This is a genomic window from Silanimonas lenta DSM 16282, from assembly GCF_000429065.1.
GTDB lineage: Bacteria > Pseudomonadota > Gammaproteobacteria > Xanthomonadales > Xanthomonadaceae > Silanimonas > Silanimonas lenta.
Map to the genome: position 1 here is coordinate 130,474 of NZ_AUBD01000008.1, position 25,193 is coordinate 155,666.

The window sequence follows — 25,193 nt, forward strand, 5'->3', positions numbered from 1 at the left end:
AAAAGCAGCGCGGCGCATTTCTGCGCCGCGCGGGGTGCCACTTAACGACGGAGGCCGAGGCGCTCGATCAGCGTCTTGTAGCGCTCCATGTCCTTGTCCTTCAGGTAGGCCAGCAGGCGGCGGCGCGCATTCACCATCTTGAGGAGGCCGCGGCGGCTGTGGTGGTCCTGCTTGTGGGTCTTGAAGTGCTCGGTCAGCTGCTCGATGCGGGCCGACAGCAGGGCGACCTGGACTTCCGGCGAACCGGTGTCGTTGGCGCCGCGCTTGAATTCGTTGATGATCTTGGAAGAATCGATGCTCATGGACGTTCTCGTGATGCGGACGACGCAGGAACGTCGCTCATGGACGCACCGCGTTCGTCGCCGGTGGGTGGGAATGCCCCGAAGAATGCCCCGAAATGGGGCGCGCGGATTGTACGCCCCGAGGGCGCTCCGAACAAGTTCTTCACATCCCCGGGGCGCTCCGCCGTTCAGGCGGGGCGCGGCGTCTTCACGCCGCGTCGGGCTGCCCTGCCGCCCAGCGGAACAGGCGCTGCGGATGCAGCACGCCATCCCGCCCCTCCGCCAGCCCGAGCACGCGGCCGCTGGGCGCATAGGCGGCCACCAGGCCATTGGCTGCCGCGAGCCCGGCCAGGCTCTGGCCATGGCCGAGGCGCAGGGCCTGGGCCTCGGTGAGCACGACGCGCGGCCAGTCGACCAGCGCCGCCTCCACCGGCATCAGCAGGCTGTCGAGCGCCGCGAGCCCGGGTTCGCTGGCCTGGTCGATCGCCTCGATCTCCTCCAGCGTGTACATGCGCGGGCTGCGGAAAGGCTCGGCCCAGAGCCGCCGCAGGGCCACCACGTGCGCCCCGCAACCGAGGTCCTCGCCGATGTCGCGCACCAGGCTGCGCACATAGGTACCCGGGCCGCAGGTGATGCGCAGGCGCAGCGAGGCGCCGGTCACCGACAGCAGCTCCAGGGCATGGACCTCGACCTCGCGCTCCGGCACCTCCACCCGCTCGCCGCGGCGGGCCTTGGCATACAGCGGCTCGCCGCCCTGCTTGAGCGCCGAATAGACCGGCGGCCGCTGGCGGATGCGGCCGACGTAGCGCTTCAGCACCCGCTCGACGGCATGGGCGTCCAGCAGCGGCACCTCACGCTGGCGCAGCACCTCGCCATCGGCATCGTCGGTATCGGTCACGGTGCCCAGCCGCGCCTCGGTCTCGTAGGCCTTGCGGGCGCCGAGCAGCAGCCCGGCCACCTTGGTCGCCTCGCCGAAGCAGACCGGCAGCAGGCCGGTGGCCAGCGGATCGAGGCTGCCGGTGTGCCCGGCCTTCTCGGCGCGGTAGTGGCGGCGCACCCGTTGCAGGGCGGCGTTCGAGCTCATGCCTGCCGGCTTGTCCAGCAAGAGCAGGCCATCGACGGGACGGAAGGGAAGACGCGGCATGGAAGATCGGTTCCCGGCGCGGCGCCCGAAGGGCGCCGGGCTCAGTCGGCGGACGGATCCGCCGGCGCGCTGCCGGCAGGGTCCGCGCCCTCTGCGCCATCCCCACGGACGGCGTCACGGCGCGCGGCCTCGCGCAGCAGCTGGTCGATGCGCTCGCCGCGGTCGACGGAGGCATCGTAGTGGAAATGCAGCTCGGGCACCTGGCGGATGCGCAGCATGCGCCCGAGCTGCTGGCGGAAGCCCCGGGCAAGCTCGTTGAGCGCCCGCACCACCTCGCCCGAACGCTCGGCCTGCAAGGCCGTCACGTAGACCCTGGCATGGGCAAGATCGCGGGTGATCTCGACGTCGGAGACCGAGGCCGAGGGCAGCGAGTGCTCGCGTACCGCCTCGTGCACCAGCACGCCCAGCTCACGGCGGAACTGGGCGGAGAGGCGGTCGGTACGCGAGAAGGAACGCTTGGGCATGGCTCAGAGCTGGCGCTGCACTTCGATGCGCTCGAAGCACTCGATGAGGTCGCCCGGCCTGACGTCGTTGTAGGCCTTCACCGCGATGCCGCACTCGGTGCCGGCGCGCACCTCCTCGACATTGTCCTTGAAGCGGCGCAGCGATTCGAGCTCGCCCTCGAAGATCACCGTCTGGTTGCGCAGCACGCGGATCGGCTTGGACTTCCTGACCGAACCCTCGATCACCAGCGAGCCTGCCACCGCGCCGAACTTCGAGCTGCGGAACACCTCGCGCACCTCGGCGGTGCCGATGATCTCCTCGCGCACCTCCTTGCCGAGCAGGCCGGAGGCCACCTGCTTCACCTGGTCGATCACGTCGTAGATGATCGAGAAGTAGCGCAGGTCGAGGCCGTGGTTCTCGATCACCTTGCGGGCCGCGGCATCGGCGCGCACGTTGAAGCCGATGACCACCGCCTTCGAGGCAGCCGCCAGCACGGCATCCGACTCGGTGATGCCGCCGACGCCGGCCTGCACCACGTTGATCTTGATGAGCTCGTTGGACAGGCCCACCAGCGAGTCGCGCAACGCCTCCACCGAGCCCTGCACGTCGGCCTTGATCAGCAGGTTGAGCTGCTGCTGGCCCTCGCCCTGGCCCATCTGGGCCATGATGTCCTCCATGCGGCTGGCCTGCTTGACCAGCTTGGCCTCGCGGATCTTGGCCTCGCGCTGCTGGGCCACGTCCTTGGCCAGGCGCTCGTCGGCCACCACCACGAAGTCGTCGCCGGAGTTCGGCACGCCCGAGAGGCCGAGCAGCACCACCGGGATCGAGGGCGTGGCCGACTCCACCTGCTTGCCGTTCTCGTCGAACAGGGCACGCACGCGGCCGTACTGGGTGCCGCAGACGAGGTAGTCGCCCTTGCGCAGGGTGCCCTGCTGCACCAGCACGGTGGCCACGGGACCACGGCCCTTGTCGAGCGAGGACTCGATGACGGTGCCCGCGGCCTTGCCGTCGATTGGCGCGGAAAGCTCCATGATCTCGGCCTGCACCAGGATGGCATCGAGCAGGGCATCGATGCCCTGGCCGGTCTTGGCCGACACCGGGATGAAGGGCGTATCACCACCCCACTCCTCGGGTACCACCTCGTGCTGCGCCAGGCCGTTCTTCAGGTTGTCCGGGTTCACGCCCGGCTTGTCCATCTTGTTCATCGCGACCACCAGCGGCACCTTGGCGGCGCGCGCGTGCTTGATCGCTTCCACCGTCTGCGGCATCACGCCGTCGTCGGCGGCCACCACGATCACCGCGATGTCGGTGAGCTTGGCGCCGCGGGCGCGCATCGCGGTGAAGGCCGCATGGCCCGGGGTGTCGAGGAAGGTGATGACACCCTTCGGCGTCTCCACGTGGTAGGCGCCAATGTGCTGGGTGATGCCGCCGGCCTCGCCCGCCGCCACCTTGGTGCGGCGGATGTAGTCGAGCAGCGAGGTCTTGCCGTGGTCGACATGGCCCATGATGGTGACCACCGGCGGACGCGGGGCGCGCTGCCCCTGCTCGGCCTCGACGTGGGCCGCCAGCGCCAGCTCGGCATCGTCCTCGGTGGCACGCACCGCCTTGTGGCCGAGCTCCTCGACCACCAGCACCGCGGTGTCGTGGTCGATGGTCTGGTTGATGGTGGCCATCACGCCCATCTTGAACAGCGCCTTCACCACCTCGGCGCCCTTCATGGCGAGCTTGTTGGCGAGCTCGCCGACGCTGATCGCCTCGCCGATCGCCACCTCACGGGTCACCGGCGCGATCGGACGCGAGAACCCGTGCGCACCGGCGCCGGGCGCGCCACGCGCCGGCTCGGGGCCGCGGCCACGCGCGCCGGGCTTCTTGCCGGCCTTGCCGGCGCTGCGCCGGGCATGGGCGCCGGCGCTCAGGTGCAGCTGGCCGCCGACATAGCGGCCGCCGCGCTCCTCGTCATCGATGTCGCGCGGCGCCGGCTTGCCACGGCGGCTGGCCGCCTCGCGGGCGCGGGCGGCGAGTTCGGCGTCGGCCCGGGTCGGCATCTGCACCACCGGGCGCGCCGGGCGCGGATCGGCGGGCGGCTCGGGCGCCGCGGGCGGCGGTTCGGCAGCCGGCGGCGGGGCGGCCGGCTCTTCGCGGGCCTCGGGGCGCGGAGGTTCGGGTTCGGCGCGCGGGGCCTCGGCTTTCTTCGCCTTCGCCTCGCGCTCGGCGGCTTCCTGCTCGCGGCGCCGGCGGTCGGCCTCCTCCAGCGCCTTGCGCTCGGCCTCGGCGCGGGCCTGCGACTCGGCGAGCTTGCGCGCCGCTTCCTCGCGCTCGGCATCGAGCTCCAGGGTCACGTCGGTGCGCTTCACGTAGGTGCGCTTCTGGCGCACCTCCACGGCGACCGTGGCCTTGCTCTTGCCGCCACCGACGGTGATCTCCTCGACCTTGCGGCGTTGCAGGGTGATGCGCTTCGGACCGGCCTCGTCGGCGGGCTTCTCCTCCTTGCCATGGGTGCGGCGAAGGAAGCCGAGCAGCTTCATCTTCTCGGTGCTGCTGACCACCTGGTCCGGCCCGGTGAACTGCATGCCGGCCTGTGAGAGCTGCTCGAGCAGCTTCTCGACGGGCAGGTTCAGCACCTTGGCCAGGGAGCGGACGGTGACCTCGGACATTCGGACGGGCTTCCTTGGATGTTCGTGCGCCGGTCTTGCGGCGCGGAGTTTAACGCGGCGGTGCGGGAGCGAGGGTTCAGGCGAACCAGTGCTTGCGCGCTTCCATGATGAGCGCGGCGGCGCGCTCCTCGTCGACGCCCTCGATGTCGGTGATCTCGTCCACCGCCATCTCGGCGAGGTCCTCGCGGGTGGCGATGCCCCGGGCGGCCAGGGCATAGGCCAGGGCATCGTCCATGCCCTCCAGCGAGAGCAGGTCCTCGGCCGGCTTGTGCTCCTCGAGGTCCTCCTCGACGGCCAGCGCCTCGGTAAGCAGGGCGTCGCGGGCACGGGCGCGCAGTTCCTCGACGATGTCCTCGTCGAAGCCCTCCACCGCCAGCAGCTCGGCCACCGGCACGTAGGCGATCTCCTCGATGGTGCCGAAGCCCTCGCCCACCAGGATGCCGGCGATCTCCTCGTCCACCTCGAGCTTCTCCATGAACAGCTTGCGCGCCGCGGCCTGCTCGGCCTCCGACTTCGCGGTGATCTGGTCCTGGGTCATGACGTTGAGCTGCCAGCCGGTGAGGCGGCTGGCGAGGCGCACGTTCTGGCCGCCCTTGCCGATCGCCTGGGCGAGCTTCTCCTCGGCCACGGCGAGGTCCATCGAATGCTTCTCCTCGTCGACGATGATCGACTGCACCTCGGCCGGCGCCATGGCATTGATGACGAACTGGGCGGGGTTCTCCGACCACAGCACGATGTCGATGCGCTCGCCATTGAGCTCGTTGCTCACCGCCTGCACGCGCGAGCCGCGCATGCCAATGCAGGCACCGATCGGATCGGTGCGGTGGTCGTGGGCGAGTACGGCGATCTTGGCGCGGTCGCCCGGATCGCGGGCGGCGGCCTTGATCTCGACCAGGCCCTGGCCCACCTCGGGCACCTCGAGCTTGAACAGCTCGATCATGAACTCGGGCGCAGTGCGGCTGATGAACAGCTGCGGGCCACGCGACTCCGAGCGCACCTCGTAGAGGTAACCGCGGACGCGGTCGCCGGGACGCAGGGCATCGCGCGGGATCGACTTGTCCTTGGGAATGAAGGCCTCGGCGTTGCCGCCGAGATCGACGTAGACGTTGCCGCGCTCGGCACGCTTCACCACGCCGGTGACCAGCTCGCCCACCCGGTCCTTCCAGGCATCCACCACCTGCTGGCGCTCGGCCTCGCGCACGCGCTGCACGATCACCTGCTTGGCGGCCTGGGCGCTGATGCGGCCGAACTCGGGGTTCTCGATCTGCTCTTCGATGAAATCCCCCACCTGGGCGTCGGGCTTGATCTCGACGGCGTCCATCAGGCGGATCATGCGGTCGGGCGACTCCATCACCACGTCATCGGCCACCACCTCCCAGCGGCGGAAGGTCTCGTAGCTGCCGTCCTTCGGGTTGATGGACACGCGGCAGGCCACGTCCTGCTCCGGGTAGCGCTTCTTGGCGGCCGAGGCCAGGGCGGCCTCCATCGCCTCGAGGATGACCTGGCGCGGCACGCCCTTCTCGTTGGCGACCGCTTCGATGACCAGCAACAGTTCCTTGCTCATGATTGACTCCGCGTCGGCGCGATGGCGCCGGCTCAGGGGGTTCCGGGGTTCTTGGGGGCGGCCTCGCCGCGCTTGCGGCGCGGCCGCGGGGCCTTGGGGGCATCCGGCGCAAGGCCGAGCGCCGCGTAGTCGGGCACCAGCCTGGCCTTGTCGATGTTGCCGAAGGCGACGGAAAACTCGCTGCCGTCGGCCAGGCCGAGCACCAGCAGATCACCGTCCATCCGCAGCAGGGTGCCCTGCACCCGGCGGCGGCCGTCCTGCGGCAGGGCCAGCGACACCCGGGCCTGCTGGCCGGCGAAGCGCATGGCCTGGGCCGGGGTGAACAGCAGGCGGTCGAGGCCCGGCGAGGAGACCTCCAGCGTGTAGGCGCTGGCGATCGGGTCGTTCACGTCGAGCACGCCCGAGGCCTCGCGGCTCACCGCCTCGCAGTCGTCGATGGTGACCATCCGGCTGCCGTCGGCCACGTCGATGTACAGGCGCAGCAGGCCGTGCGCGCGCGAAGGCACGAACTCGATGCCCTGGAGTTCCAGGCCGAGGCCCAGGCCCTCCACCACGGGCGCCAGCAATGTGGTCAGTTCGTCGGTCTTCGAGCTCATGCCGGGCGAGAAAACGGGCGGAAACAAAAAAGGGCCGAGCGGCCCTTTCCGGTACATCCAATTTCCGGGGGCCGACCCGGTGGGCCGACCCAGCCAGCAGCGACCCGGAGCAAAAGGATACGCCGCGAAACTGGTAGCGGGGGCAGGATTTGAACCTGCGACCTTCGGGTTATGAGCCCGACGAGCTGCCAGACTGCTCCACCCCGCAACAGAGAAGGAGAGTATAGGCGCACCCGCCGGGCAAGCGCAACAGGGCTTTACCCCCTCATGAAGTGGGGCCTCCCCGGAGTGAAGCCGGCCGGGCGCCCGACGGGACCGCCGGCGATCCCGTCGGGCGCGGGAACTCAGCCCGAACTGGACGCACGGTCCCCGTCATCGAACGCCACCCGGTCCGCCTCGCCCGTCACCCGCGCCCGCACCCTGGACGAGGCCGCCGCCCAGGCCGCGTCATTGCCCCGCTTCGATTTCTGGAAGGCCAGGCTCGCGCAGTAGTCGACCCCGATGTCCACGGCATCGTGGAAGGCCTCCATGTCGGCGCTGAGGAAGACGAAGTCCCAGCCGGCCGCCTTCTTGGCGTCGACCAGCTTCGTGACCGCCGCGCGGTCGAACTCCCGGCTGGCGTTCTCGGCGCCATCGGTGACGACGACGAAGATGACCCGGGACGGGCGCTCGGCTTCGGGCTGTGCCGCGATCCGGGACTCGAGATCCAGGATGCCCCGGCCCATGGCGTCGTAAAGCGGGGTCGAGGCACGCGGCACGTACTGTTCCCGCGTCAAGGGTGTGACCTCCCCGATCGGCTTCGCGGCATGCAGCACCTCGTAGGGATCCTGCGAATCGAACTGCACCAGCGTGAACGTCGCCGACGCGGCGGCCGACTGCTGCTCGGCGAGGAAGGCATTGAACCCACCGATGACATCGTCGCGGATGCTGTCCATCGACCCGGTGCGGTCAAGAATGACCGTGATGTGGCTCCGATCCGTCATGTGCTGCTCCTCGTCCTGGGTGGAGTCGCAGCATCTTCCGCGGGCGTCTCACGGGCTGCGACATGCCGGGACGGAAATCGCCACATTTAAATGTGCCCACGCCTGTCTCGATCCGTGAGACACGGATGTCGAAGCATTCGCTCCCGCTTCCTCACCATCGACATGGAGTCCCCTATGCGAATGCCTGGTCTTGGCGCTACCGCGCTGGTGCTGTTCTCGGGATGCGCATCCCTCCCCACCCCCGTCTCCCTGCAGGCCGGCGCCGGCCAGGAGCTGAGCTACTCGCAGGGCATGGGCTGCGTGCAGGGCGGGGCCGACACGAGCGACGGATTCCTCCTGACCTCGCTCTGCGCCCAGCCGAAGGACCGAAGCCGCTCGGTGCTGATCGTGCGCGTCTCCAATCGCACGGGCCGGCCGGTAACGATCCATGAGGGTGCGATCACGGCCCAATCCAGCACCGGCCCGCTGGAGGTACTGGCCCATACCGCGCTGATGAGGGAAGAGAAGACCCGCCAGACCTGGGCGGCCATCGGTGCCGGGATCGCGGCGGCAGGCAACAGCATGGCCGCCTCCACTGCCGGCTACTCGAGCTACCAGGGCACGGCCTACACCTCGGCCACGGCCTATGGTCCGGGCGGCTATGCCCGGGCGAATGCCACGACCACCTATTCCGGCACCGCCTACGACGGTGCCGCCGCAGCGGCGGCCCAGCAACGGGCGAATGCCGAAAATGCCCGCCTGTTCGAACGGCTCGAGGCCGAGAAGCAGATGGGCGAACAGGCCATCGAGGGCGCGCTGCGGACGCATACGATCCAGCCGGGCGAGTCCCACGCGGCCTTCGTCGAGATGGAGTTGCCGCGCCAGCGCAAGGGAGGCCCCCAGCCCGTCGAGGTGCTGCTGCGCGTCCATGGCACGGAAACGCGATTCGTGATGAGCGTAGGCCCCTGACCCGTTCCATGCCCATCGCACCGGATGGCCAGGGAGGGCTGGCGGTGCGGTGGGCGCCCCCGGGAGGGGGCAGGATCTAGAGCGGACCGACCACGGGATACGCGATACGGCCAAAGCCGCTGCCATCGGAGGCCAGCATCAGGTCGATCACCAGCGGAACGAGTTGCTCCAGCAGGGCCACGCCATCCCTCACCTGCTGGCGGTTGACCCGGCCGCCATGGGTAGCGCCGCCATGGACGAGCTGGTTGCGGAGCACATACAGCCGGTCGACCACGATGCCCGCCACGGTCACGGTCTCCCCGGACATCACGGCCGCCGTCGCGGCGCGCTTCGCCGCCTGGAACTGCGCCTCCCAGCGCCCACTGCCGTCGTGGTCGCGCAGGGCCCGCCAGAACGGTTCGAACAGGTAAGGGTTGTCGATCAGCGTCCGGACGCAGCCGGTGAAGTTCTTGAACAGCAGGGCGTGGAGACGCCTGTCGGCATCCAGCACCAGGATGCGCTCGAAGAAGCGGCGCAGCAGGTCGCGTTCCGAGCGCTCATGGCCGAACTCCCAGGCATAGGCGGCGTTGAAGCCGATCCACAGGAAAATGAACCGGGCATCCGCGTCGGCCTCCTGCTCCGCCCGCGCAAGCCAGCTGATGGCGCGGTGGCAGCGCACCCGGAAATCCTCCGGAACCGTCGCGGGAAGGGCAGCCAGCCTGGCTTTCAGGGTCGCGGCATCCATGGCCCGACTCTACCGGAGCGCCGGCCGTCGCCAAAACGGCTCCGGCTTCTCAGCCCGTGAGACGCCGGGATGGCACCGTATCGGGGTCCCGCCAAGGAGGCTCCATGCACGACACGCGCATCGCAAGGCAGGTGCTTCGCCCCGAGGTACTGGGCCCGCTCCGGGCCGGATTCCGCCTCGACTGGCACGGCATCCACGGCCTACCCCACTGGGCACGAGTGCTGCGCTACGGACTTGCGATCGCGAGCCGGGAGGGAGCCGACCCCTGGGTCGTGGCCTGGTTCGCGGTGCTGCACGACCACCAGCGCAACGACGAGGGCCCGGACCGCGGCCACGGCCCCCGCGCCGCGGACGCCCTCGCGTCCATCGCCGAGCGCGGTTGGCTCGATGGGCTCGATGCCGGCCAGCGCGACCGGCTTGCCGAGGCCATCCGCCACCATTCGGAGGGATGGACCCACCCGGATCCGAGCATCGGGACCTGCTGGGACGCGGACCGGCTGGACCTCGCGCGGCTCGGCATCGCCACCGCCCCCGAACTCCTCTCCACCCGGACCGCCCGCCGGATGGTGGATCCGGAAGCTTGGGGAGGCATCGCGCCCATGCGTGCGTACCCGCCTCGCGCGACTTGCGAACGGCGGCATCGGCGCACCGCCACGGCCCGCACTGCGGGAGCGTTCGCTCGACGAACTCTCGCCGGAAGAACAGGAGCAGCTGCGCCAAGCCGATGCGTTCACCGGCAGGCGCCACTGCCTGACGCCGCTGATCCGCCTGATGTTCGTCCCGGACGAGGCCTCACTCGATGAGGCCAGTCGGGCCCCGCTCAGGCGAAAGCGGCGCGGGTCCAGCCCATGATCGACTCGATGAACAGGCCCAGCACCAGCAGGGCAATGGCATTCGAGGCGAAGACGAAGCGCAGGGCACGGTCGCCGTGCACCACGGCGCCCTCGCCTTCCGGCTCGTCGAAGAACATCACCTTGATCACGCGCAGGTAGTAGAAGGCGCCCACCACCGCCGCCACCACGCCGGCGATGGCCAGCCAGAGCAGGCCGGCGTCCACGGCGGCGCGCAGCGCGGCCAGCTTGGCCCAGAAACCGACGAAAGGTGGCACGCCGGCCAGCGAGGCCATCACCAGCATCACCAGGGTGGCGTGGAACGGGCTCTTCTGCCACAGCCCCTTGAAGTCGGCGATGTTCTCGGCCTCGAAACCGCGGCGGGAGAGCAGCACGATGGCGCCGAAGGCCGCGGTGGCCATGAGCGCATAGGCGATGGCGTAGAACATCGCTGCCGCGTAGGCGGTGGGCGTGCCGCCGGCCAGTGCCATGAACAGGAAGCCGACGTGGGAGATCGTCGAGTACGCCAGCATGCGCTTGAGGTTGGTCTGCGCCAGGGCGATCAGGTTGCCGATCACCAGCGAGAGCAGGGCAAGCCAGGCCAGCATCTGCCCCCACTGCTCGGCGGTCGGGGCGAGGCCGGCGTCGAGCAGGCGGTAGGCGAAGCCGAAGGCGGCGATCTTCGGCACCGAGCCGATGAACAGGGTGATGGCCGTGGGCGCGCCCTGGTAGACGTCGGGCACCCACATATGGAACGGCGCGGCGCCGAACTTGAAGGCCACGCCCACCAGCACGAAGACCAGGCCGAACAGCAGCAGGCTGCGGTCGTCGATGCTGGCCGCGGCCTGGTGGATCGCGCCGAGGTCGAGACTGCCGGTGGCGCCGTAGACCATCGACATGCCGTAGAGCAGCAGGCCGGAGGCCAGCGAGCCCAGCACGAAGTACTTCATGGCCGCCTCGGAGGCGACCTTGTTGTCGCGGTCGATGGCAACGAGGCCGTAGGAGCTGAGCGCCAGCATCTCGAGGCCGAGGTAGAGCACCACGAGATGGCCGCCGGAGACCATCACCATCATGCCCAGCAGGGCGAACAGCACGATGGCGTAGAACTCGCCGGCCATCAGGCCGCGCTCCTCGAGCGATGGCCGTGCATAGGCGAGCACCACGCCGGTGATGGCGCACATGGCGATCTTCAGCACGTCGGCGGTGAGATCGCGCACGAACATGCCACCGAAGGCGGAGAGCGCCTCGCCCCCCATGCCACGGGCGATGAGCAGGGCCGTGGCGAGCAGGGAGAGCATGGCAAGCGCATGGATCAGGCCGCGGCGGCGCGGATCCACGAACAGATCGGCGAGCAGGAGACCGAAGGCGGCGCCGCAGAGCACGATCTCCGGCAGGATCGGCACGAGGTCGGCGCGGGTGGGCAGGGGCATCATCGCGATCAGGTCTCCGTCACGGCGTCACGAGTTTGGTGGCCGAAAGCTGCGACACCAGCTGCACCACCGAGGCGTCCATCAGGTCGGTGAGCGGCTTCGGGTACACGCCGATCAGCAGCACGCCGGCAGCGAACAGACCGAGCGTCCAGGCCTCGCGGGTGTTGATGTCGGAAAGCTGTGCCACCTCGGCGTTGGCCACTTCGCCGAACATCACCCGGCGCACCATCCACAGGGTGTAGGCGGCGCCGAGGATCAGGGTGGTGGCGGCCACGGCGCCGATCCAGGGCTTGGCCTGGAAGGCGGCGAGGATGACCATGAACTCGCCGACGAAGCCCGAGGTGCCCGGCAGGCCGGCATTGGCCATGGCGAACAGCACGAACAGGCCGCCGAACCAGGGCATCACGTTCATCACGCCGCCGTAGTCCTTGATCATGCGGGTGTGCATGCGGTCGTAGAGCACGCCAACGCAGCTGAACATCGCGCCGGAGACGAAACCGTGCGAGATCATCTGCACCATCGCGCCCTGCAGGCCGAGTTCCGCCGCATCCTGCCGCACCTCGCCGCCGCGCATCAGACCAAAGGCGATGAAGATGCCGAGGGTGACGAAGCCCATGTGAGCGATCGACGAGTAGGCGATCAGCTTCTTCATGTCCTCCTGCACCAGCGCCACGAGGCCGATGTAGGCCACCGCCACGAGGGAGAAGGCGATGACGAGCCAGGCCCATTCGGTGCCGGCGTCCGGCACGATCGGCAGGGTGAAGCGGATGAAGCCGTAGCCGCCGATCTTCAGCATGATCGCCGCCAGCACCACCGAACCGGCGGTGGGCGCCTCGACGTGGGCATCCGGCAGCCAGGTGTGCACCGGGAACATCGGGATCTTCACCGCGAAGGCGGCGAAGAAGGCGAAGAACAGCCAGGCCTGCTCGGTGGCGCTGAGCGGCAGGGCGTAGAGGTCGGCAAGCTGGAAGCTGCCTCCCTTGAGGTAGAGGTACACCAGGCCCACCAGCATGAACACCGAGCCGAGGAAGGTGTACAGGAAGAACTTGAGGCTGGCATAGACGCGGTTCGCGCCGCCCCACACGCCGATCACGATGAACATCGGGATCAGCATGGCCTCGAAGAAGATGTAGAAGAGGATGGCGTCCTGGGCGGCGAACACGCCGATCATCAGGCTTTCCAGCACCAGGAAGGCGGCGTAGTACTGGTGCACGCGCCGCTCCACCGACTCCCAGGCCCCCATCAGCACCAGCACGCTGGTGATGGTGGTGAGCAGGATCAGCGCCACGGCGATGCCGTCCACGCCGAGGTGGTAGTAGATGTCGAAGGCCGGGATCCAGGCCCGCTTCTCCACGAACTGCATCGCCGCCGAGGAGGCATCGAAGCCGGTGTAGAGCGGGATGCTCAGGGCCAGGGTCAGCAGCGAGATAAGCAGCGCGAACCACTTGGCCTGCGTGCCGCGCGATTCACCGAAATAGAGCGTGGCCAGGCCGCCGAGGAGGGGCAGCCAGATCAGGGCGCTCAGCAGGGGAAAGCCATCCATCAGGGCGTCCTTGTGGGCATCAGGCCGCGAGCATCCGTCCGACCAGCCACATGAGGGCGATCAGGCCGACGATCATCGCGAAGGCGTAGTGGTAGAGGTAACCGGACTGGACGTGGCGCAGCACGGCGGCAACGCGGTCGACCACCCAGGCCGAGCCGTTGACCAGCGCGCCGTCGATCAGGCCGCGGTCGCCGAACTTCCAGGCCAGCTTGCCGAGCCGCACGCCGCCACCGCCGAAGCCGCCCACCCAGAGGTGGTCCATCCAGTACTTCTGCTCGAGCATGCGCACCAGGGGCGCCAGCGCCTGGCGGAACCGCGCGCTCAGGCCCGGGCGCAGCAGGTAGAGGAAGGTGGCCAGCGCGAAGCCGAGGAAGGCCAGCCAGAAGGGCGGCGCCACGAAGCCGTGCAGGGCGAAGCCAACCGCGCCGTGCTGGAAATGCTGGCAGCCCACCCGGGCGAGCACGTCGCGCGCGCCCTCGACCGCGGCGCAGTCGACCGGACCGGTGGCGACCGGGGCGTAGGCCATGCCCCCGGCGAAAGGCGCGGCGGCGTCAGAGGCCGGAACGTAGTGCTCGATGGCGCCCTGGAAGAAGGGCGTCACCTCGCGGGTCCCCGTGAGGTCCTTGCCGAACAGCATCGGCCCCACGGTGAGCAGGCCCACCAGCACCGAGGGAATGGCCAGGGCCAGCAGCGGCACCGTGACCACCCACGGCGACTCGTGCGGCTCGACCGGGCCATGGTGGCCGTGGTCGTCGTGCGCCCCGTCGTGGTGACCGTCGTGGCCATGGGCATCGGCGTGGCGGAAGCGCTCTTCGCCGTGGAAGGTGAGATAGAACAGGCGGAAGCTGTAGAAGCTGGTGACGAACACGCCGGCCAGCACGGCGAAGATGGCGTACTGATTCACCCAGGTGCCGCCCTCGCCCGCCGCCTTCACCGCCTCGATGATGCCGTCCTTCGAGTAGAAGCCGGAGAAGAAGGGGAAACCCACCAGCGCCAGGGTGCCGATGAGCGATGTCCAGTAGGTGATCGGCATGTACTTGCGCAGGCCGCCCATCTTCCGCATGTCCTGCTCGTGGTGCATGCCGATGATCACGCTGCCGGCGGCGAGGAACAGCAGGGCCTTGAAGAAGGCGTGGGTCATCAGGTGGAACACGGCGGCCCCGTAGGCGGAGACGCCGAGGGCCACCGTCATGTAGCCGAGCTGCGAGAGCGTGGAATACGCCACCACGCGCTTGATGTCGTTCTGCACCATGCCGATCAGGCCGGTGAACAGGGCCGTGGTGGCGCCGATGAAGAGGATGAACTGCAGGGCCACCGGGCTCAGCTCGAACACCGGCGACATGCGGCTGACCATGAAGATGCCGGCGGTCACCATCGTGGCGGCATGGATCAGGGCCGAGATCGGGGTCGGGCCCTCCATCGAGTCCGGCAGCCAGACGTGCAGCGGCACCTGCGCCGACTTGCCCATGGCGCCGATGAACAGGCAGATGCCGATGAAGGTCATGGCATCCACCTGCCAGGCCGGCACCGTGAGCCCCAGCACGCTGAAGCCCTCCCAGATCGTCAGCACCTGGCCCGGGCCGCTGGTGACCTGGGCGAAGACCTCGGCGTAGTCGAGCGAGCCGTAGTAGTACAGCACCGCGCCGATGCCGAGCAGGAAGCCGAAATCGCCCACGCGGTTGACCAGGAAGGCCTTCATGTTGGCGAACACCGCCGAGGGCCGCTTGTACCAGAAGCCGATCAGCAGATAGGAGACCAGGCCCACCGCCTCCCAGCCGAAGAACAGCTGGAGGAAGTTGTTGCTCATCACGAGCATCAACATCGAGAAGGTGAACAGCGAGATGTAGCTGAAGAAGCGCTGGTAGCCCGGGTCGCCCTCCATGTAGCCGATGGTGTAGACGTGCACCAGCAGCGAGACGAAGGTGACCACCACCATCATCATGGCGGTCAGCCGGTCGACCATGAAGCCGACATGGGCCGAGTAGCCGCCGATCTCGAAGAAGGTATAGATGTTGCGGTTGTACGGGTCGGCCTCGCCGCTCACCAGCTGCCAGAGCACCTGGATGGAAAGCGCGCAGCTGATGGCCACGCCGACGATGGTGGCGGTGTGGGCACCGGCGCGCCCCACCTGCCGGCCGAACAGGCCGGCGATGATGCTGCCGAGCAGCGGCGCGAAGGCGATGACCAGCAGCAGGTTGGTCGACAGGGTGTTTTCCATGTCAGCCCTTCATCGAATCGAGTTCGGCCACGTTGATCGTCCGCTTGTTGCGGAACAGCGTGACGAGGATGGCAAGGCCGATGGCCGCCTCGGCGGCGGCCACGGTCAGGATGAAGAACACGAACACCTGGCCGTGCACGTCGCCCAGGAAGCGCGAGAAGGCGACGAAATTGATATTCACCGCCAGCAGCATCAGCTCGATGCACATCAGAAGAACGATGACGTTCTTCCGGTTGATGACGATGCCGGCCACGCTGAGCGAGAACAGGATGGCGCCGAGCGTGAGGTAGTGGGCGAGCGTGATCATTCCGCGGCCTCCTGGCGACGGGTCTCGGCGGGCATCTTGACGATGCGGATGCGGTCTTCCTTGCGCACCGCGGCCTGCTTCGCCGGGTCCTGGTGGCGCGAGCCGGGGCGGCGGCGCAGGGTCAGCATCACGGCAGCGAGGATGGCCACGGTGAGCAGCACGGCGGCGACCTCAAAGGGATAGAGATAGCCCGAGAACAGGGTCTCGCCGATCCACTCGAGATTGGTCTTGCCGGCCACCGCGGCCGGGTCGGCGCTGGGGAAGGCCACGTCGCGCTTGCCCGAGCGCACCCCCATCAGCACCAGCATCTGCACGAACATCAGGCCGGCCACCACGGCGGCCACCGGCAGGTAGCGGGCGAAGCCTTCGCGCAGCGGGGTGGTGTTGATGTCGAGCATCATCACCACGAACAGGAACAGCACCATCACCGCGCCAACGTAGACCAGCACCAGGGCCACGCCGAGGAACTCGGCCTGCAGCAGCAGGAACAGGCAGGCGGTGGAGAAGAAGGTGAGCACGAGGCAGAGCACCGCATGCACCGGGTTCTTCAGGGTGATGACGCCGAGGGCCGAGGCCACGGCCATGGCGGCGAAGAGGTAGAACGCGATCAGTTCCATCGTCAGTCGGTCTCCCCGCTCAGCGGTAGGGGGCGTCGGCGGCGCGGCGCTCGGCGATCTCCGCCTCGAAGCGGTCGCCGATGGCGAGCAGCTGCGGCTTGGTGACGATGTTCTCGCCGCGCTTCTCGAAGTGGTATTCGTGGATGTGCGTCTCGACGATCGAGTCGACCGGGCAGCTCTCCTCGCAGAACCCGCAGAAGATGCACTTGAACAGGTCGATGTCGTAACGCGTGGTGCGGCGGGTGCCATCGGCGCGCACATCGGAATCGATGGTGATGGCGAGCGCCGGGCATACCGCCTCGCAGAGCTTGCAGGCGATGCAGCGCTCCTCGCCGTTCGGGTAACGGCGCAGGGCGTGCAGGCCGCGGAAGCGCGGCGACTGCGGGAACTTCTCGTAGGGGTAATGGATCGTGTACTTCGGCTTGAACATGTACACGAGGGTGAGCCACATGCCCTGGAGCAGTTCCAGGAGCAGCAGGCTCTTCAGGTAGGCGATCGCGCGGTTCATGCGGGTACTCGTGCCCTGCCCTTACTGGCCGATCTCGAACCAGCCGGCATAGGCCATGGCGGCCACGACGACGGTCCAGACGATGGTGATGGGGATGAAGACCTTCCAGCCGAGCCGCATGATCTGGTCGTAGCGGTAACGCGGGAAGGTGGCGCGGAACCAGACGAAGCTGAAGGCGAAGGCGAAGGCCTTGAGGAACAGCCACCACGGACCGTCGGCGCCCAGCACCGGCACTGCCGCCGGGAACGGCGAGAGCCAGCCGCCGAGGAAGAAGATCGCGGCAAGGAAACTGATCAGGATCATGTTCGCGTATTCGGCGAGGAAGAAGATCGCGAACGCAGATCCCGAATACTCGACGTGGAAGCCGGCCACGATCTCCGACTCGCCCTCGGCGACGTCGAAGGGCGCGCGGTTGGTCTCGGCCACGCCGGAAATGAAATAGATGACGAACAGCGGCAGCAGCGGCAGCCAGAACCACTCAAAGAGACCGGCATCGCCCTTCTGGGCATGCACGATCTCGGTGAGGTTCATGGTGCCCGCGGCCACCAGCACGCCGACCAGGGCAAAGCCCATGGCGATCTCGTAGCTCACCACCTGGGCGGCAGAGCGCAGGGCGCCGAGGAAGGCGTACTTCGAGTTCGAGGCCCAGCCGCCGATGATCACGCCATAGACGCCCATCGAGGTGAGGGCCAGCAGCACCAGCAGGCCGGCATCGACGTCGGCGATGACCAGCCCTTCCCCGAAGGGAATCACCGCCCAGGCGGCGAAGGCCGGGGCCAGCGCGATCAGCGGCGCCAGGCGGTGCAGGAAGGCGTTGGCATTGGCCGGGACGATGCTTTCCTTGAACAGCATCTTGAACACGTCGGCGAAGGCCTGGATCACGCCGAGCCCCGGCACCAGCTGGCCGACGAACACCGGCCCGTGGCGCACGTGCATCCAGCCGATCACCTTGCGCTCGAGCAGGGTGTAGAAGGCCACCGCCACGGTGAGCGAGATCACCAGCGGAACGATCTTCACCAGCATCCAGGCCAGCGAGCCCAGGGTGCCGAAGCCGAGGAGGAAATCACGGAGCGGAGCGAACAGTTCCATCAGGCACCCGCCTTGCTGATCGTCAGGGCGCCGTGCGCGGCGAGCGGCGCGGTCGCCGGATAGGCCGCCTCGACCCAGGCCGTGCCACGGGCCAGGCCCGGATTCAGGCGCACCGGCAAGACCGCATGGCCCTTGGCATCGGCCACCCTGGCGATGTCGCCGGCGGCAAGGCCGAGCGCGGCGGCGTCGGCGGGATGCAGTTCCACACCCTGCCCCTTCGTGAGCGGATGGGCATTGAGCGCCGCGGAGCGACGCAGCTGGGCATCTCCGCGGTAGATCGGCAGGGTGGCGAGGCGCTCGAGGCCCTGCACCGGGGCGAGCGGCGAGAGGCCATGGCCCGAGGCCGGTGCCTGCGGGGCCATCGAGGCACGCAGGGCCTCGAGATCGAGATGGACGAACCCGTCGAAGCCCATGGCGTCACCGAGGGCGCGCAGCACGCGCCAGCCCGGACGGGCCTCACCGCGCGGCTTGCCGCCGGCGCTGGTGAACTGGGTGCGGCCGTCGAGGTTGGTGTAGCTCGCCTCCATCTCGGCGCCGGCGGCGATCGGCAGGATGAGGTCGGCGACCTGCTTCAGCGATTCGCTGGCATGGACGGAGAAGGCCAGCACCTTCGCCGCCGACAGCGCCTTGAGGGCGGCCGTGGCATCGGCGAAGTCGTAGGCGGGCTCGAGGTTCCAGAGCAGGTAGGCGGCTTTCGGCGCGGCGAGCTGCGCATCCACGGCCTGTCCGCCCGGCCCCGGAAGGACCCCATGACGCGACAGGCCAAGCGCATTGGCCCCCTGCGGGATGCGGCTCAGGGCAAGGCCCGTGGCCTGCGCAATGGCTCGCGCGGCGGCACGCAGATGCGAGGCGTTGGCATGCGTCTCGGCGATGGCGCCAAGCACGATGGCACCGGCCCTGGCCCCCTTCAGCGCGTCGGCGATGCCGGTGAGCGCGGGATCCTCGATGGCGGCGGCGATGCCCGCCGGCAGCGAGGCCCCCAGCTTCGCCGCCAGCGCGGCCAGCACGCCCGGCAGCCTGGACGGGGCGACGATCACCTTGCCGGCCAGCGGATGGGCGACCGGGAAGTCGACCGGATTGATCGCAAAAACCCTGGCGCCCTTCTTGGTAGCCTTGATGAGGCGCTGGTGCAGCAGCGGCACTTCGTGGCGCAGGTTCGTGCCGACCAGCAGCACCACGTCGGCGCTCTCCAGCTCGGCCGCGGCGCGGCCGAAGGCTTCGGCCACCGGGGCATCGGCGAAATCCACCTGGGTGAGGCGATGGTCGATGTGCGGCGTGCCGAGGCCCCTGGCGAGACGGGCCAGCGAGGCGCCCTCCTCGTTCGAGGCCGAAGGATGCACGAGGATGCCGGTGTCGGCGCCGCCGGCCTTCAGCATCGAGGCGGCAAGGCCCAGCGCCTCGTCCCAGCCGATGGCCTTCCAGCTGCCATCGGCCTGCCGGGCGAGCGGCACGGTCGCGCGATCCTCGCTGTAGAGGCCCTCATGCGAATAGCGGTCGCGGTCGGAGAGCCAGCACTCGTTCACCGCCTCGTTCTCGCGCGGCACGATGCGCAGCACCTCGCCGCGGCGCACGTGCAGGAACAGGTTGGAGCCGAGCGCGTCGTGCAGGCCGATCGACTCGCGGGCCACCAGCTCCCACGGGCGGGCCTTGAAGCGGTAGACCTTGTTGGTGAGCGCGCCCACCGGGCAGACGTCGATGACGTTGCCGGAGAGCTCGGTCATCAGCGGCTTGCCATCGAAGGTGCCGATCTGCAGGTTCTCGCCGCGGTACATGCCGCCGAGCTCGTAGGTGCCGGCCACCTCGGCGGTGAAGCGGACGCAGCGCGTGCAATGGATGCAGCGCGTCATCTCGGTGGCCACCAGCGGGCCCAGGTCCTCGTCGGCCACCACGCGCTTGCGCTCCACGTAGCGGCTCACCGAACGGCCATAGCCCATCGACACGTCCTGCAGCTCGCACTCACCGCCCTGGTCGCAGATCGGGCAGTCGAGCGGATGGTTCACCAGCAGGAACTCCATGACGTTGCGCTGCGCGTCGAGCGCGCGCTTGGTCTGGGTGGTGATCTTCATGCCTTCCATCACCGGCGTGGCACAGGCCGGCGCCGGCTTCGGCATCTTCTCCACGTCGACGAGGCACATGCGGCAGTTGGCCGCGATCGGCAGCTTCTTGTGGTAGCAGAAGCGCGGAATGGGAATGCCGGCCTTGTCGGCGGCCTGGATGATCATCGAGCCCTTCGGCGCCATAAGCGGCACGCCGTCGATCTCGATGTTCACCAGGTCGGTGGCGGGGGCGGTAGGCGTGGCGGCGCTCATGCGGCCTTCTCCGTGACGACGCCGGCGGCCTGGTCATCGACCAGGAAGCGCTTGTTGACGATGGCGTACTCGAACTCGCTCCAGAACTGGCGCAGGAAGCCCTGCACCGGCCAGGCGGCGGCCTCGCCGAAGGCGCAGATGGTATGGCCCTCGATCTGGCCGGCGGCGGCGCGCAGCATCTGCAGGTCCTCCAGCGTCGCCTTGTGCTCGACGATGCGGGTGAGCATGCGGTACATCCAGCCCGTGCCCTCGCGGCAGGGCGTGCACTGGCCGCAGCTCTCCTTGAAATAGAAGCGGGCGATGCGGTGGCAGGCGCGCACCATGCAGGTGGTCTCGTCCATGACGATGACCGCGCCGGAGCCGAGGCCGGAACCGGCCTTCTGGATGCTGTCGTAGTCCATGGTGAGGCCGAGCATCACCTCGCCCGGCAGCACCGGCATCGAGGAACCGCCCGGGATCACCGCCTTCAGCCTGCGGCCGCCGCGCACGCCGCCCGCCATCTCCAGCAGGTCCTTGAAGGGCGTGCCGAGGCGGATCTCGAAATTCCCCGGATTGTTGACGTGGCCGGAAACCGAGAAGATCTTCGGCCCGCCGTTGTTCGGCTTGCCAAGGTTGAGGAACCATTCCGCGCCGTTGCGGATGATGGCCGGCACCGAGGCATAGGTCTCGGTGTTGTTGATGGTGGTGGGGCGGCCGTAGAGGCCGAAGTTGGCCGGGAACGGCGGCTTGAAGCGCGGCTGGCCCTTCTTGCCCTCCAGCGACTCCATCAGCGCGGTTTCCTCGCCGCAGATGTAGGCGCCAGCGCCGAGCGCCGAGTAGATGTCGACGTCGATGCCGCTGCCCTGGATGTCCTTGCCGAGCCAGCCGTTCGCGTAGGCCTCCTTGAGCGCCTCCTCGAAGTGCTCGAAGGGCTCGTGATGGAACTCGCCGCGCATGTAGTTGTAGGCCACGGTGGCGCCGGTGGCGTAGCAGGCGATCGCCATGCCCTCGATCACCGCATGCGGGTTGTAGCGCAGGATGTCGCGGTCCTTGCAGGTGCCGGGCTCGGATTCATCGGAGTTGCAGAGGATGTACTTCTGCCCCGGCGCGTTGCGCGGCATGAAGCTCCACTTGAGGCCGGTGGGGAAGCCTGCGCCGCCGCGGCCGCGCAGGGCGCTCTGCTTCACCTGCTCGATGATCTGCTCGGGCGGGATCTTCTCGGCGAGGATCTTGCGCCAGGCAGCGTAGCCGCCCACCTTGAGGTAGTTCTCGTACGACCACGGCTTCTCGAAATGCAGCGTGGTGTAGACGACCTGGTGTTCCTGCGGCGCGGGACCGACGGGGCCGCTGGCGCTGTGACCGTGCTGTGCCATGGCGTGACTCACTTCAGCTCGTCGAGGATGGCGTCGACCGAGGCCGGCGTCAGCTTCTCGTGGTAATGGCCGTTGACCACCATCATCGGCGCGCCGGCGCAGGCGGCGAGGCACTCTTCCTCCACCTTCAGCCAGATGCGGCCGTCAGGCGTGGACTCGCCGCTTTTGATGCCGAGCTTCTTCTCGCAGTGGCGCACGATGTCCTCGGCGCCATTGAGCCAGCAGCTGATGTTGGTGCACACGGCGACGACGTTCCGGCCCACCGGCTCGAGGGCGAACATCGAGTAGAAGCTCGCCACCTCGTAGGCCCAGACCGGCGGGATGCCGATGTACTTGGCCACGGCGGCGATCAGCTCGTCGGTGAGCCAGCCGCCGTTCTGCTCCTGGGCAGCGATCAGGGCCTGGATCACGGCGGAGCGGCGGCGGTCGGGCGGGAAGCGGGCCAGCCACTCCTCGATGCGGGCACGGGTGGCCTCGGAGAGCGCGACCATCGGGTCGACGTGCTGGCAGGCCTCGAAGTTTCCGGTGGCTTTCATTGCGTGGACCTTCAGCGATCGATTTCGCCGAACACGATGTCGTAGGTGCCGATCATGGCCACCACGTCGGAGAGCATGTGGCCCTTCACGATGGCGTCCATCGAGCTCAGGTGGGCGAAGCCGGGGGCGCGCAGCTTGAGACGGAAGGGCTTGTTGGCGCCGTCGGAGACGAGATAGGCGCCGAACTCGCCCTTCGGGGCCTCGACCGCGGAATACACCTCGCCGGCGGGCAGCGAATAGCCCTCGGTGAAGAGCTTGAAGTGGTGGATCAGGGCTTCCATATCGCCCTTCATCCGCTCGCGCTTCGGCGGCGCGACCTTGTAGTTGTCGACCATCACCGGCCCGGGATTGGCGCGCAGCCAGGCCACCGCCTGCTTGATGATGCGGGCCGACTGGCGCATCTCCTCGACGCGCACGAGGTAACGGTCGTAGCAGTCGCCGTTCACGCCCACCGGCACGTCGAAGTCGAGGTCGGCATAGCAGGCATAGGGCTGCTTCTTGCGCAGGTCCCAGGCGATGCCGGAACCGCGCAGCATCGGCCCGGTCATGCCCCAGGCCAGCGCCTGCTCCGGCGTGACCACGCCGATGCCGACGGTACGCTGCTTCCAGATGCGGTTGTCGGTGAGCAGGGTCTCGTACTCATCGACGCGCTTCGGGAAGTCGTCGGCGAAGGCATCGAGGAAGTCGAGCATCGAGCCCTCGCGCCATTCGTTGATGCGCTTCAGCTCCTTGCCCTTGCGCCATGGCGACTCGGCGTACTTCGGCATCGAGTCGGGCAGGTCGCGGTAGACGCCGCCCGGGCGGTAGTAGGCGGCATGCATGCGCGCGCCGGAGACCGCCTCGTAGCAGTCCATCAGCTCCTCGCGCTCGCGGAAGGCATAGAGGAACATCGCCATCGCGCCGAGGTCGAGGCCATTGGTGCCCACCCACATCAGGTGGTTCAGGATGCGGGTGATCTCGTCGAACAGCGTGCGGATCATCTTCGCCCGCGGCGGCGGCTCGATGCCGGCCAGGCGCTCGATGGCCATCACGTAGGCGTGCTCGTTGCACATCATCGAGACGTAGTCGAGCCGGTCCATGTAGCCGATGGACTGGTTGTAGGGCTTCGACTCAGCGAGCTTCTCGGTGCCGCGGTGCAGGAGGCCGATGTGCGGATCGGCGCGGCGCACGGTCTCACCGTCCATCTCCAGCACGAGGCGCAGCACGCCGTGGGCCGCAGGGTGCTGCGGCCCGAAGTTCATGGTGTAGTTGCGGATTTCCTGGGTCATGGCGTCAGGCCTTCTTCGCCGCGGCTTCCGAGGCCGACTGCTGCCAGCGGGAATCCTCGCGCACCACGCGCGGCACGCCCACGCGCGGCTCGACCGAGGTGACGGGCTCGTAGACCACACGCTTCTTCTCGGCGTCGTAACGCACCTCGACGTTGCCGATCAGCGGGAAGTCCTTGCGGAACGGGTGCCCCACGAAGCCGTAGTCGGTGAGGATGCGGCGCAGGTCCGGGTGCCCCTCGAAGACGATGCCGAAGAGGTCGAAGGCCTCGCGCTCGAACCAGTTGAGGCCGGGCCAGATCTCGACCAGCGAGGGCAGCACCGGCAGGGCATTGTCCTCGGCGAAGCAGCGCAGGCGCAGGCGCTCGTTCTGCCGCAGCGAGAGCAGGTGCACGCTGATGGCGAAACGCTTCTCCGGGCCGCGTCCGGCCGGGCGGTCTTCCCAGCGGAAACGCCCCGGGCCGCTGCCCCCCTCCACGCCGCGCGAGAAGCCCTCGCTGCTGACGTCGGTGGTCTCCCACTCGCCCTCGCCATAGCCGAGGAAGTCGAGGCCGGCAAGGTCGATGGCCTGCTCAAAGTGGAATTCGTCGCGCAGCGCGCGGGCGACCTCGACGAGCTGGGCGGGGGCCACCTCGAGGGTGGTCTCGCCATGGGCCTCGACGAGGGCGAGGACGCGCTCGCCGAAGCGGGCTCGGAGACGTTCGGCAAGACTCGGCGTGGCGTCGGCCATGGGCGTTTCGGTCTGCGTTGCGGTTCTTCGGCCGCGCGGATCAACGCGCGATGGTGTTGGTGCGGCGGATCTTCTTCATCAGCTGCAGGATGCCGTAGACCAGCGCCTCGGCCGTGGGCGGGCAGCCCGGCACGTAGACGTCCACCGGCACCACGCGGTCGCAGCCACGGACCACGGAATAGCTGTAGTGGTAGTAGCCGCCGCCGTTGGCGCAGCTGCCCATCGAGATGACCCAGCGCGGCTCGGGCATCTGGTCGTAGACCTTGCGCAGGGCCGGGGCCATCTTGTTCACCAGCGTGCCGGCCACGATCATCACGTCGGACTGGCGCGGCGAGGGACGGAACACCACGCCGTAGCGGTCGAGGTCGAGGCGCGAGGCGCCGGCATGCATCATCTCGACGGCGCAGCAGGCAAGCCCGAAGGTCATGGGCCAGAGCGAGCCGGTGCGCGCCCAGTTCACCAGGGTGTCGACCGAGGTGGTGACGAAGCCGCGCTCGAACAGCGGATTCTCGGATTCCGGGCGCAGGAGATCATCGACCCGGCCGAGCGGCTCCGGGTTGTGCATCACGCGCGAGACGGCCTGGATCACTCCCATTCGAGCGCCCCCTTCTTCCATTCGTAGATGAAGGCGAACACCAGGATGCCGAGGAAGCCGGCCATGGCCCAGAGCGCGGGTTCGCCGATGTCGCGAAAGACCATCGCCCACGGAAAGACGAAGGCGATCTCGAGATCGAAGACGATGAACAGGATGGCGACGAGGTAGTAGCGCACGTCGAAGGGCATGCGCGCGTCCTCGAAGGCCTCGAAGCCGCACTCGTAGGGCGAGAGCTTCTCGGCATCGGGGCGCTTCGGCCCGAGGAGCCAGCCACCGACCAGGAGAACGAGGCCGAGGCCGGTGGAGACGATCAGGAACAGCAGGATCGGCAGGTACTCGCCCAGCATGCAGGCCCTCGGCTAGCGCCCGCGCGGGGCGCATTGCGACCGCGCCAGACAGGGGCGCGGTTCATTGCGTATCGGTTGTGGTGCCCAAGGGGGGACTCGAACCCCCACGACTTGCGTCGCTACCACCTCAAGGTAGTGCGTCTACCAATTCCGCCACCTGGGCTTGTCTTGCGTGCTCC

At 68.5% G+C, this 25,193-nt stretch carries 24 protein-coding genes and 2 tRNA genes; 2 read left to right on the plus strand and 24 right to left on the minus strand.

All coding sequences use genetic code 11. The annotated features are described in order from the left end of the window. Positions 1-41: 41 nt before the first annotated feature. From rpsO to G408_RS0104740, 8 genes are all read right to left on the minus strand, one after another. The gene (gene rpsO, locus G408_RS0104705) at positions 42-302 is read right to left on the minus strand and encodes a 30S ribosomal protein S15 (RefSeq protein ID WP_028770155.1); all 261 of its coding nucleotides are present in this window, start codon (positions 300-302) and stop codon (positions 42-44) included. A 187-nt stretch (positions 303-489) separates the two neighbouring features. Then, on the minus strand, positions 490-1,425 hold the full coding sequence (gene truB / locus G408_RS0104710) for a tRNA pseudouridine(55) synthase TruB (protein ID WP_028770156.1): 936 nt from the start codon (positions 1,423-1,425) through the stop codon (positions 490-492). Between the two features lie 41 nt (positions 1,426-1,466). Beyond that, positions 1,467-1,889, minus strand: coding sequence for a 30S ribosome-binding factor RbfA (gene rbfA, locus G408_RS0104715; RefSeq protein WP_028770157.1), 423 nt, complete (start codon positions 1,887-1,889; stop codon positions 1,467-1,469). A 3-nt stretch (positions 1,890-1,892) separates the two neighbouring features. After that, on the minus strand, positions 1,893-4,523 hold the full coding sequence (infB, locus tag G408_RS0104720) for a translation initiation factor IF-2 (protein WP_028770158.1): 2,631 nt from the start codon (positions 4,521-4,523) through the stop codon (positions 1,893-1,895). 76 nt (positions 4,524-4,599) lie between these two features. Beyond that, complete coding sequence (nusA, locus tag G408_RS0104725; protein ID WP_028770159.1) at positions 4,600-6,087, minus strand: transcription termination factor NusA; 1,488 nt, start codon at positions 6,085-6,087, stop codon at positions 4,600-4,602. Between the two features lie 32 nt (positions 6,088-6,119). After that, on the minus strand, positions 6,120-6,683 hold the full coding sequence (locus G408_RS0104730) for a ribosome maturation factor RimP (protein WP_028770160.1): 564 nt from the start codon (positions 6,681-6,683) through the stop codon (positions 6,120-6,122). A 131-nt stretch (positions 6,684-6,814) separates the two neighbouring features. Then, a tRNA-Met gene (locus G408_RS0104735) sits at positions 6,815-6,891 on the minus strand. 136 nt (positions 6,892-7,027) lie between these two features. Continuing rightward, complete coding sequence (locus tag G408_RS0104740) at positions 7,028-7,666, minus strand: hypothetical protein (RefSeq protein WP_028770161.1); 639 nt, start codon at positions 7,664-7,666, stop codon at positions 7,028-7,030. 180 nt (positions 7,667-7,846) lie between these two features. Here G408_RS0104740 and G408_RS0104745 point away from each other — a divergent pair, with 180 nt between their 5' ends. Beyond that, complete coding sequence (locus G408_RS0104745; RefSeq protein ID WP_028770162.1) at positions 7,847-8,614, plus strand: hypothetical protein; 768 nt, start codon at positions 7,847-7,849, stop codon at positions 8,612-8,614. A 76-nt stretch (positions 8,615-8,690) separates the two neighbouring features. Here G408_RS0104745 and G408_RS0104750 read toward each other — a convergent pair whose 3' ends face one another. Then, positions 8,691-9,338, minus strand: coding sequence for a HEPN domain-containing protein (locus tag G408_RS0104750; protein ID WP_028770163.1), 648 nt, complete (start codon positions 9,336-9,338; stop codon positions 8,691-8,693). A 104-nt stretch (positions 9,339-9,442) separates the two neighbouring features. Between G408_RS0104750 and G408_RS15245 the strand changes: the two genes are divergently transcribed. Continuing rightward, positions 9,443-10,141 (plus strand): HD domain-containing protein, encoded by a 699-nt coding sequence (locus G408_RS15245; protein WP_156890053.1) that lies wholly within the window; start codon positions 9,443-9,445, stop codon positions 10,139-10,141. Between the two features lie 17 nt (positions 10,142-10,158). Here G408_RS15245 and nuoN read toward each other — a convergent pair whose 3' ends face one another. The 15 genes from nuoN to G408_RS0104830 all read right to left on the minus strand — a co-directional run bounded on the left by nuoN (position 10,159) and on the right by G408_RS0104830 (position 25,177). Continuing rightward, on the minus strand, positions 10,159-11,601 hold the full coding sequence (gene nuoN / locus G408_RS0104760; protein ID WP_156890054.1) for an NADH-quinone oxidoreductase subunit NuoN: 1,443 nt from the start codon (positions 11,599-11,601) through the stop codon (positions 10,159-10,161). Positions 11,602-11,617: 16 nt separating this feature from the next. Continuing rightward, positions 11,618-13,141 (minus strand): NADH-quinone oxidoreductase subunit M, encoded by a 1,524-nt coding sequence (locus G408_RS0104765; RefSeq protein WP_028770166.1) that lies wholly within the window; start codon positions 13,139-13,141, stop codon positions 11,618-11,620. A gap of 19 nt (positions 13,142-13,160) precedes the next feature. Beyond that, on the minus strand, positions 13,161-15,359 hold the full coding sequence (nuoL, locus tag G408_RS0104770; RefSeq protein ID WP_028770167.1) for an NADH-quinone oxidoreductase subunit L: 2,199 nt from the start codon (positions 15,357-15,359) through the stop codon (positions 13,161-13,163). 1 nt (position 15,360) lies between these two features. Further along, entirely contained in the window at positions 15,361-15,666 is a 306-nt protein-coding gene (gene nuoK, locus G408_RS0104775; RefSeq protein WP_028770168.1) for an NADH-quinone oxidoreductase subunit NuoK, read from the minus strand. Next, positions 15,663-16,283, minus strand: coding sequence for an NADH-quinone oxidoreductase subunit J (locus G408_RS0104780; protein WP_037412271.1), 621 nt, complete (start codon positions 16,281-16,283; stop codon positions 15,663-15,665). The genes nuoK and G408_RS0104780 overlap by 4 nt, the downstream gene beginning before the upstream one ends. A gap of 19 nt (positions 16,284-16,302) precedes the next feature. After that, positions 16,303-16,791 carry an NADH-quinone oxidoreductase subunit NuoI gene (gene nuoI / locus G408_RS0104785; protein WP_028770170.1) on the minus strand — a complete coding sequence of 163 codons (489 nt, stop codon included), beginning with the start codon at positions 16,789-16,791 and terminating at the stop codon, positions 16,303-16,305. Positions 16,792-16,812: 21 nt separating this feature from the next. Further along, positions 16,813-17,880 (minus strand): NADH-quinone oxidoreductase subunit NuoH, encoded by a 1,068-nt coding sequence (gene nuoH, locus G408_RS0104790; RefSeq protein ID WP_037412273.1) that lies wholly within the window; start codon positions 17,878-17,880, stop codon positions 16,813-16,815. Then, positions 17,880-20,189 carry an NADH-quinone oxidoreductase subunit NuoG gene (nuoG, locus tag G408_RS0104795; RefSeq protein WP_028770172.1) on the minus strand — a complete coding sequence of 770 codons (2,310 nt, stop codon included), beginning with the start codon at positions 20,187-20,189 and terminating at the stop codon, positions 17,880-17,882. Before nuoG ends, nuoH begins: the two co-directional genes overlap by 1 nt. Further along, a complete protein-coding gene (gene nuoF, locus G408_RS0104800) occupies positions 20,186-21,541 on the minus strand; it encodes an NADH-quinone oxidoreductase subunit NuoF (RefSeq protein WP_028770173.1) in 1,356 nt (451 codons plus the stop codon). The genes nuoG and nuoF overlap by 4 nt, the downstream gene beginning before the upstream one ends. Positions 21,542-21,549: 8 nt before the next feature. Continuing rightward, the gene (nuoE, locus tag G408_RS0104805; RefSeq protein WP_028770174.1) at positions 21,550-22,077 is read right to left on the minus strand and encodes an NADH-quinone oxidoreductase subunit NuoE; all 528 of its coding nucleotides are present in this window, start codon (positions 22,075-22,077) and stop codon (positions 21,550-21,552) included. A gap of 11 nt (positions 22,078-22,088) precedes the next feature. Further along, complete coding sequence (locus G408_RS0104810; RefSeq protein WP_028770175.1) at positions 22,089-23,345, minus strand: NADH-quinone oxidoreductase subunit D; 1,257 nt, start codon at positions 23,343-23,345, stop codon at positions 22,089-22,091. Between the two features lie 4 nt (positions 23,346-23,349). Further along, positions 23,350-24,072, minus strand: coding sequence for an NADH-quinone oxidoreductase subunit C (locus tag G408_RS0104815; RefSeq protein WP_028770176.1), 723 nt, complete (start codon positions 24,070-24,072; stop codon positions 23,350-23,352). 40 nt (positions 24,073-24,112) lie between these two features. Then, positions 24,113-24,667, minus strand: coding sequence for a NuoB/complex I 20 kDa subunit family protein (locus G408_RS0104820; RefSeq protein WP_028770177.1), 555 nt, complete (start codon positions 24,665-24,667; stop codon positions 24,113-24,115). Further along, positions 24,658-25,014: an NADH-quinone oxidoreductase subunit A gene (gene ndhC / locus G408_RS0104825; protein WP_028770178.1), complete on the minus strand. Its 357-nt coding sequence runs from the start codon at positions 25,012-25,014 to the stop codon at positions 24,658-24,660. The genes G408_RS0104820 and ndhC overlap by 10 nt, the downstream gene beginning before the upstream one ends. Before the next feature lie 78 nt (positions 25,015-25,092). Then, positions 25,093-25,177, minus strand: a tRNA-Leu gene (locus tag G408_RS0104830). Between the last annotated feature and the right edge of the window lie 16 nt (positions 25,178-25,193).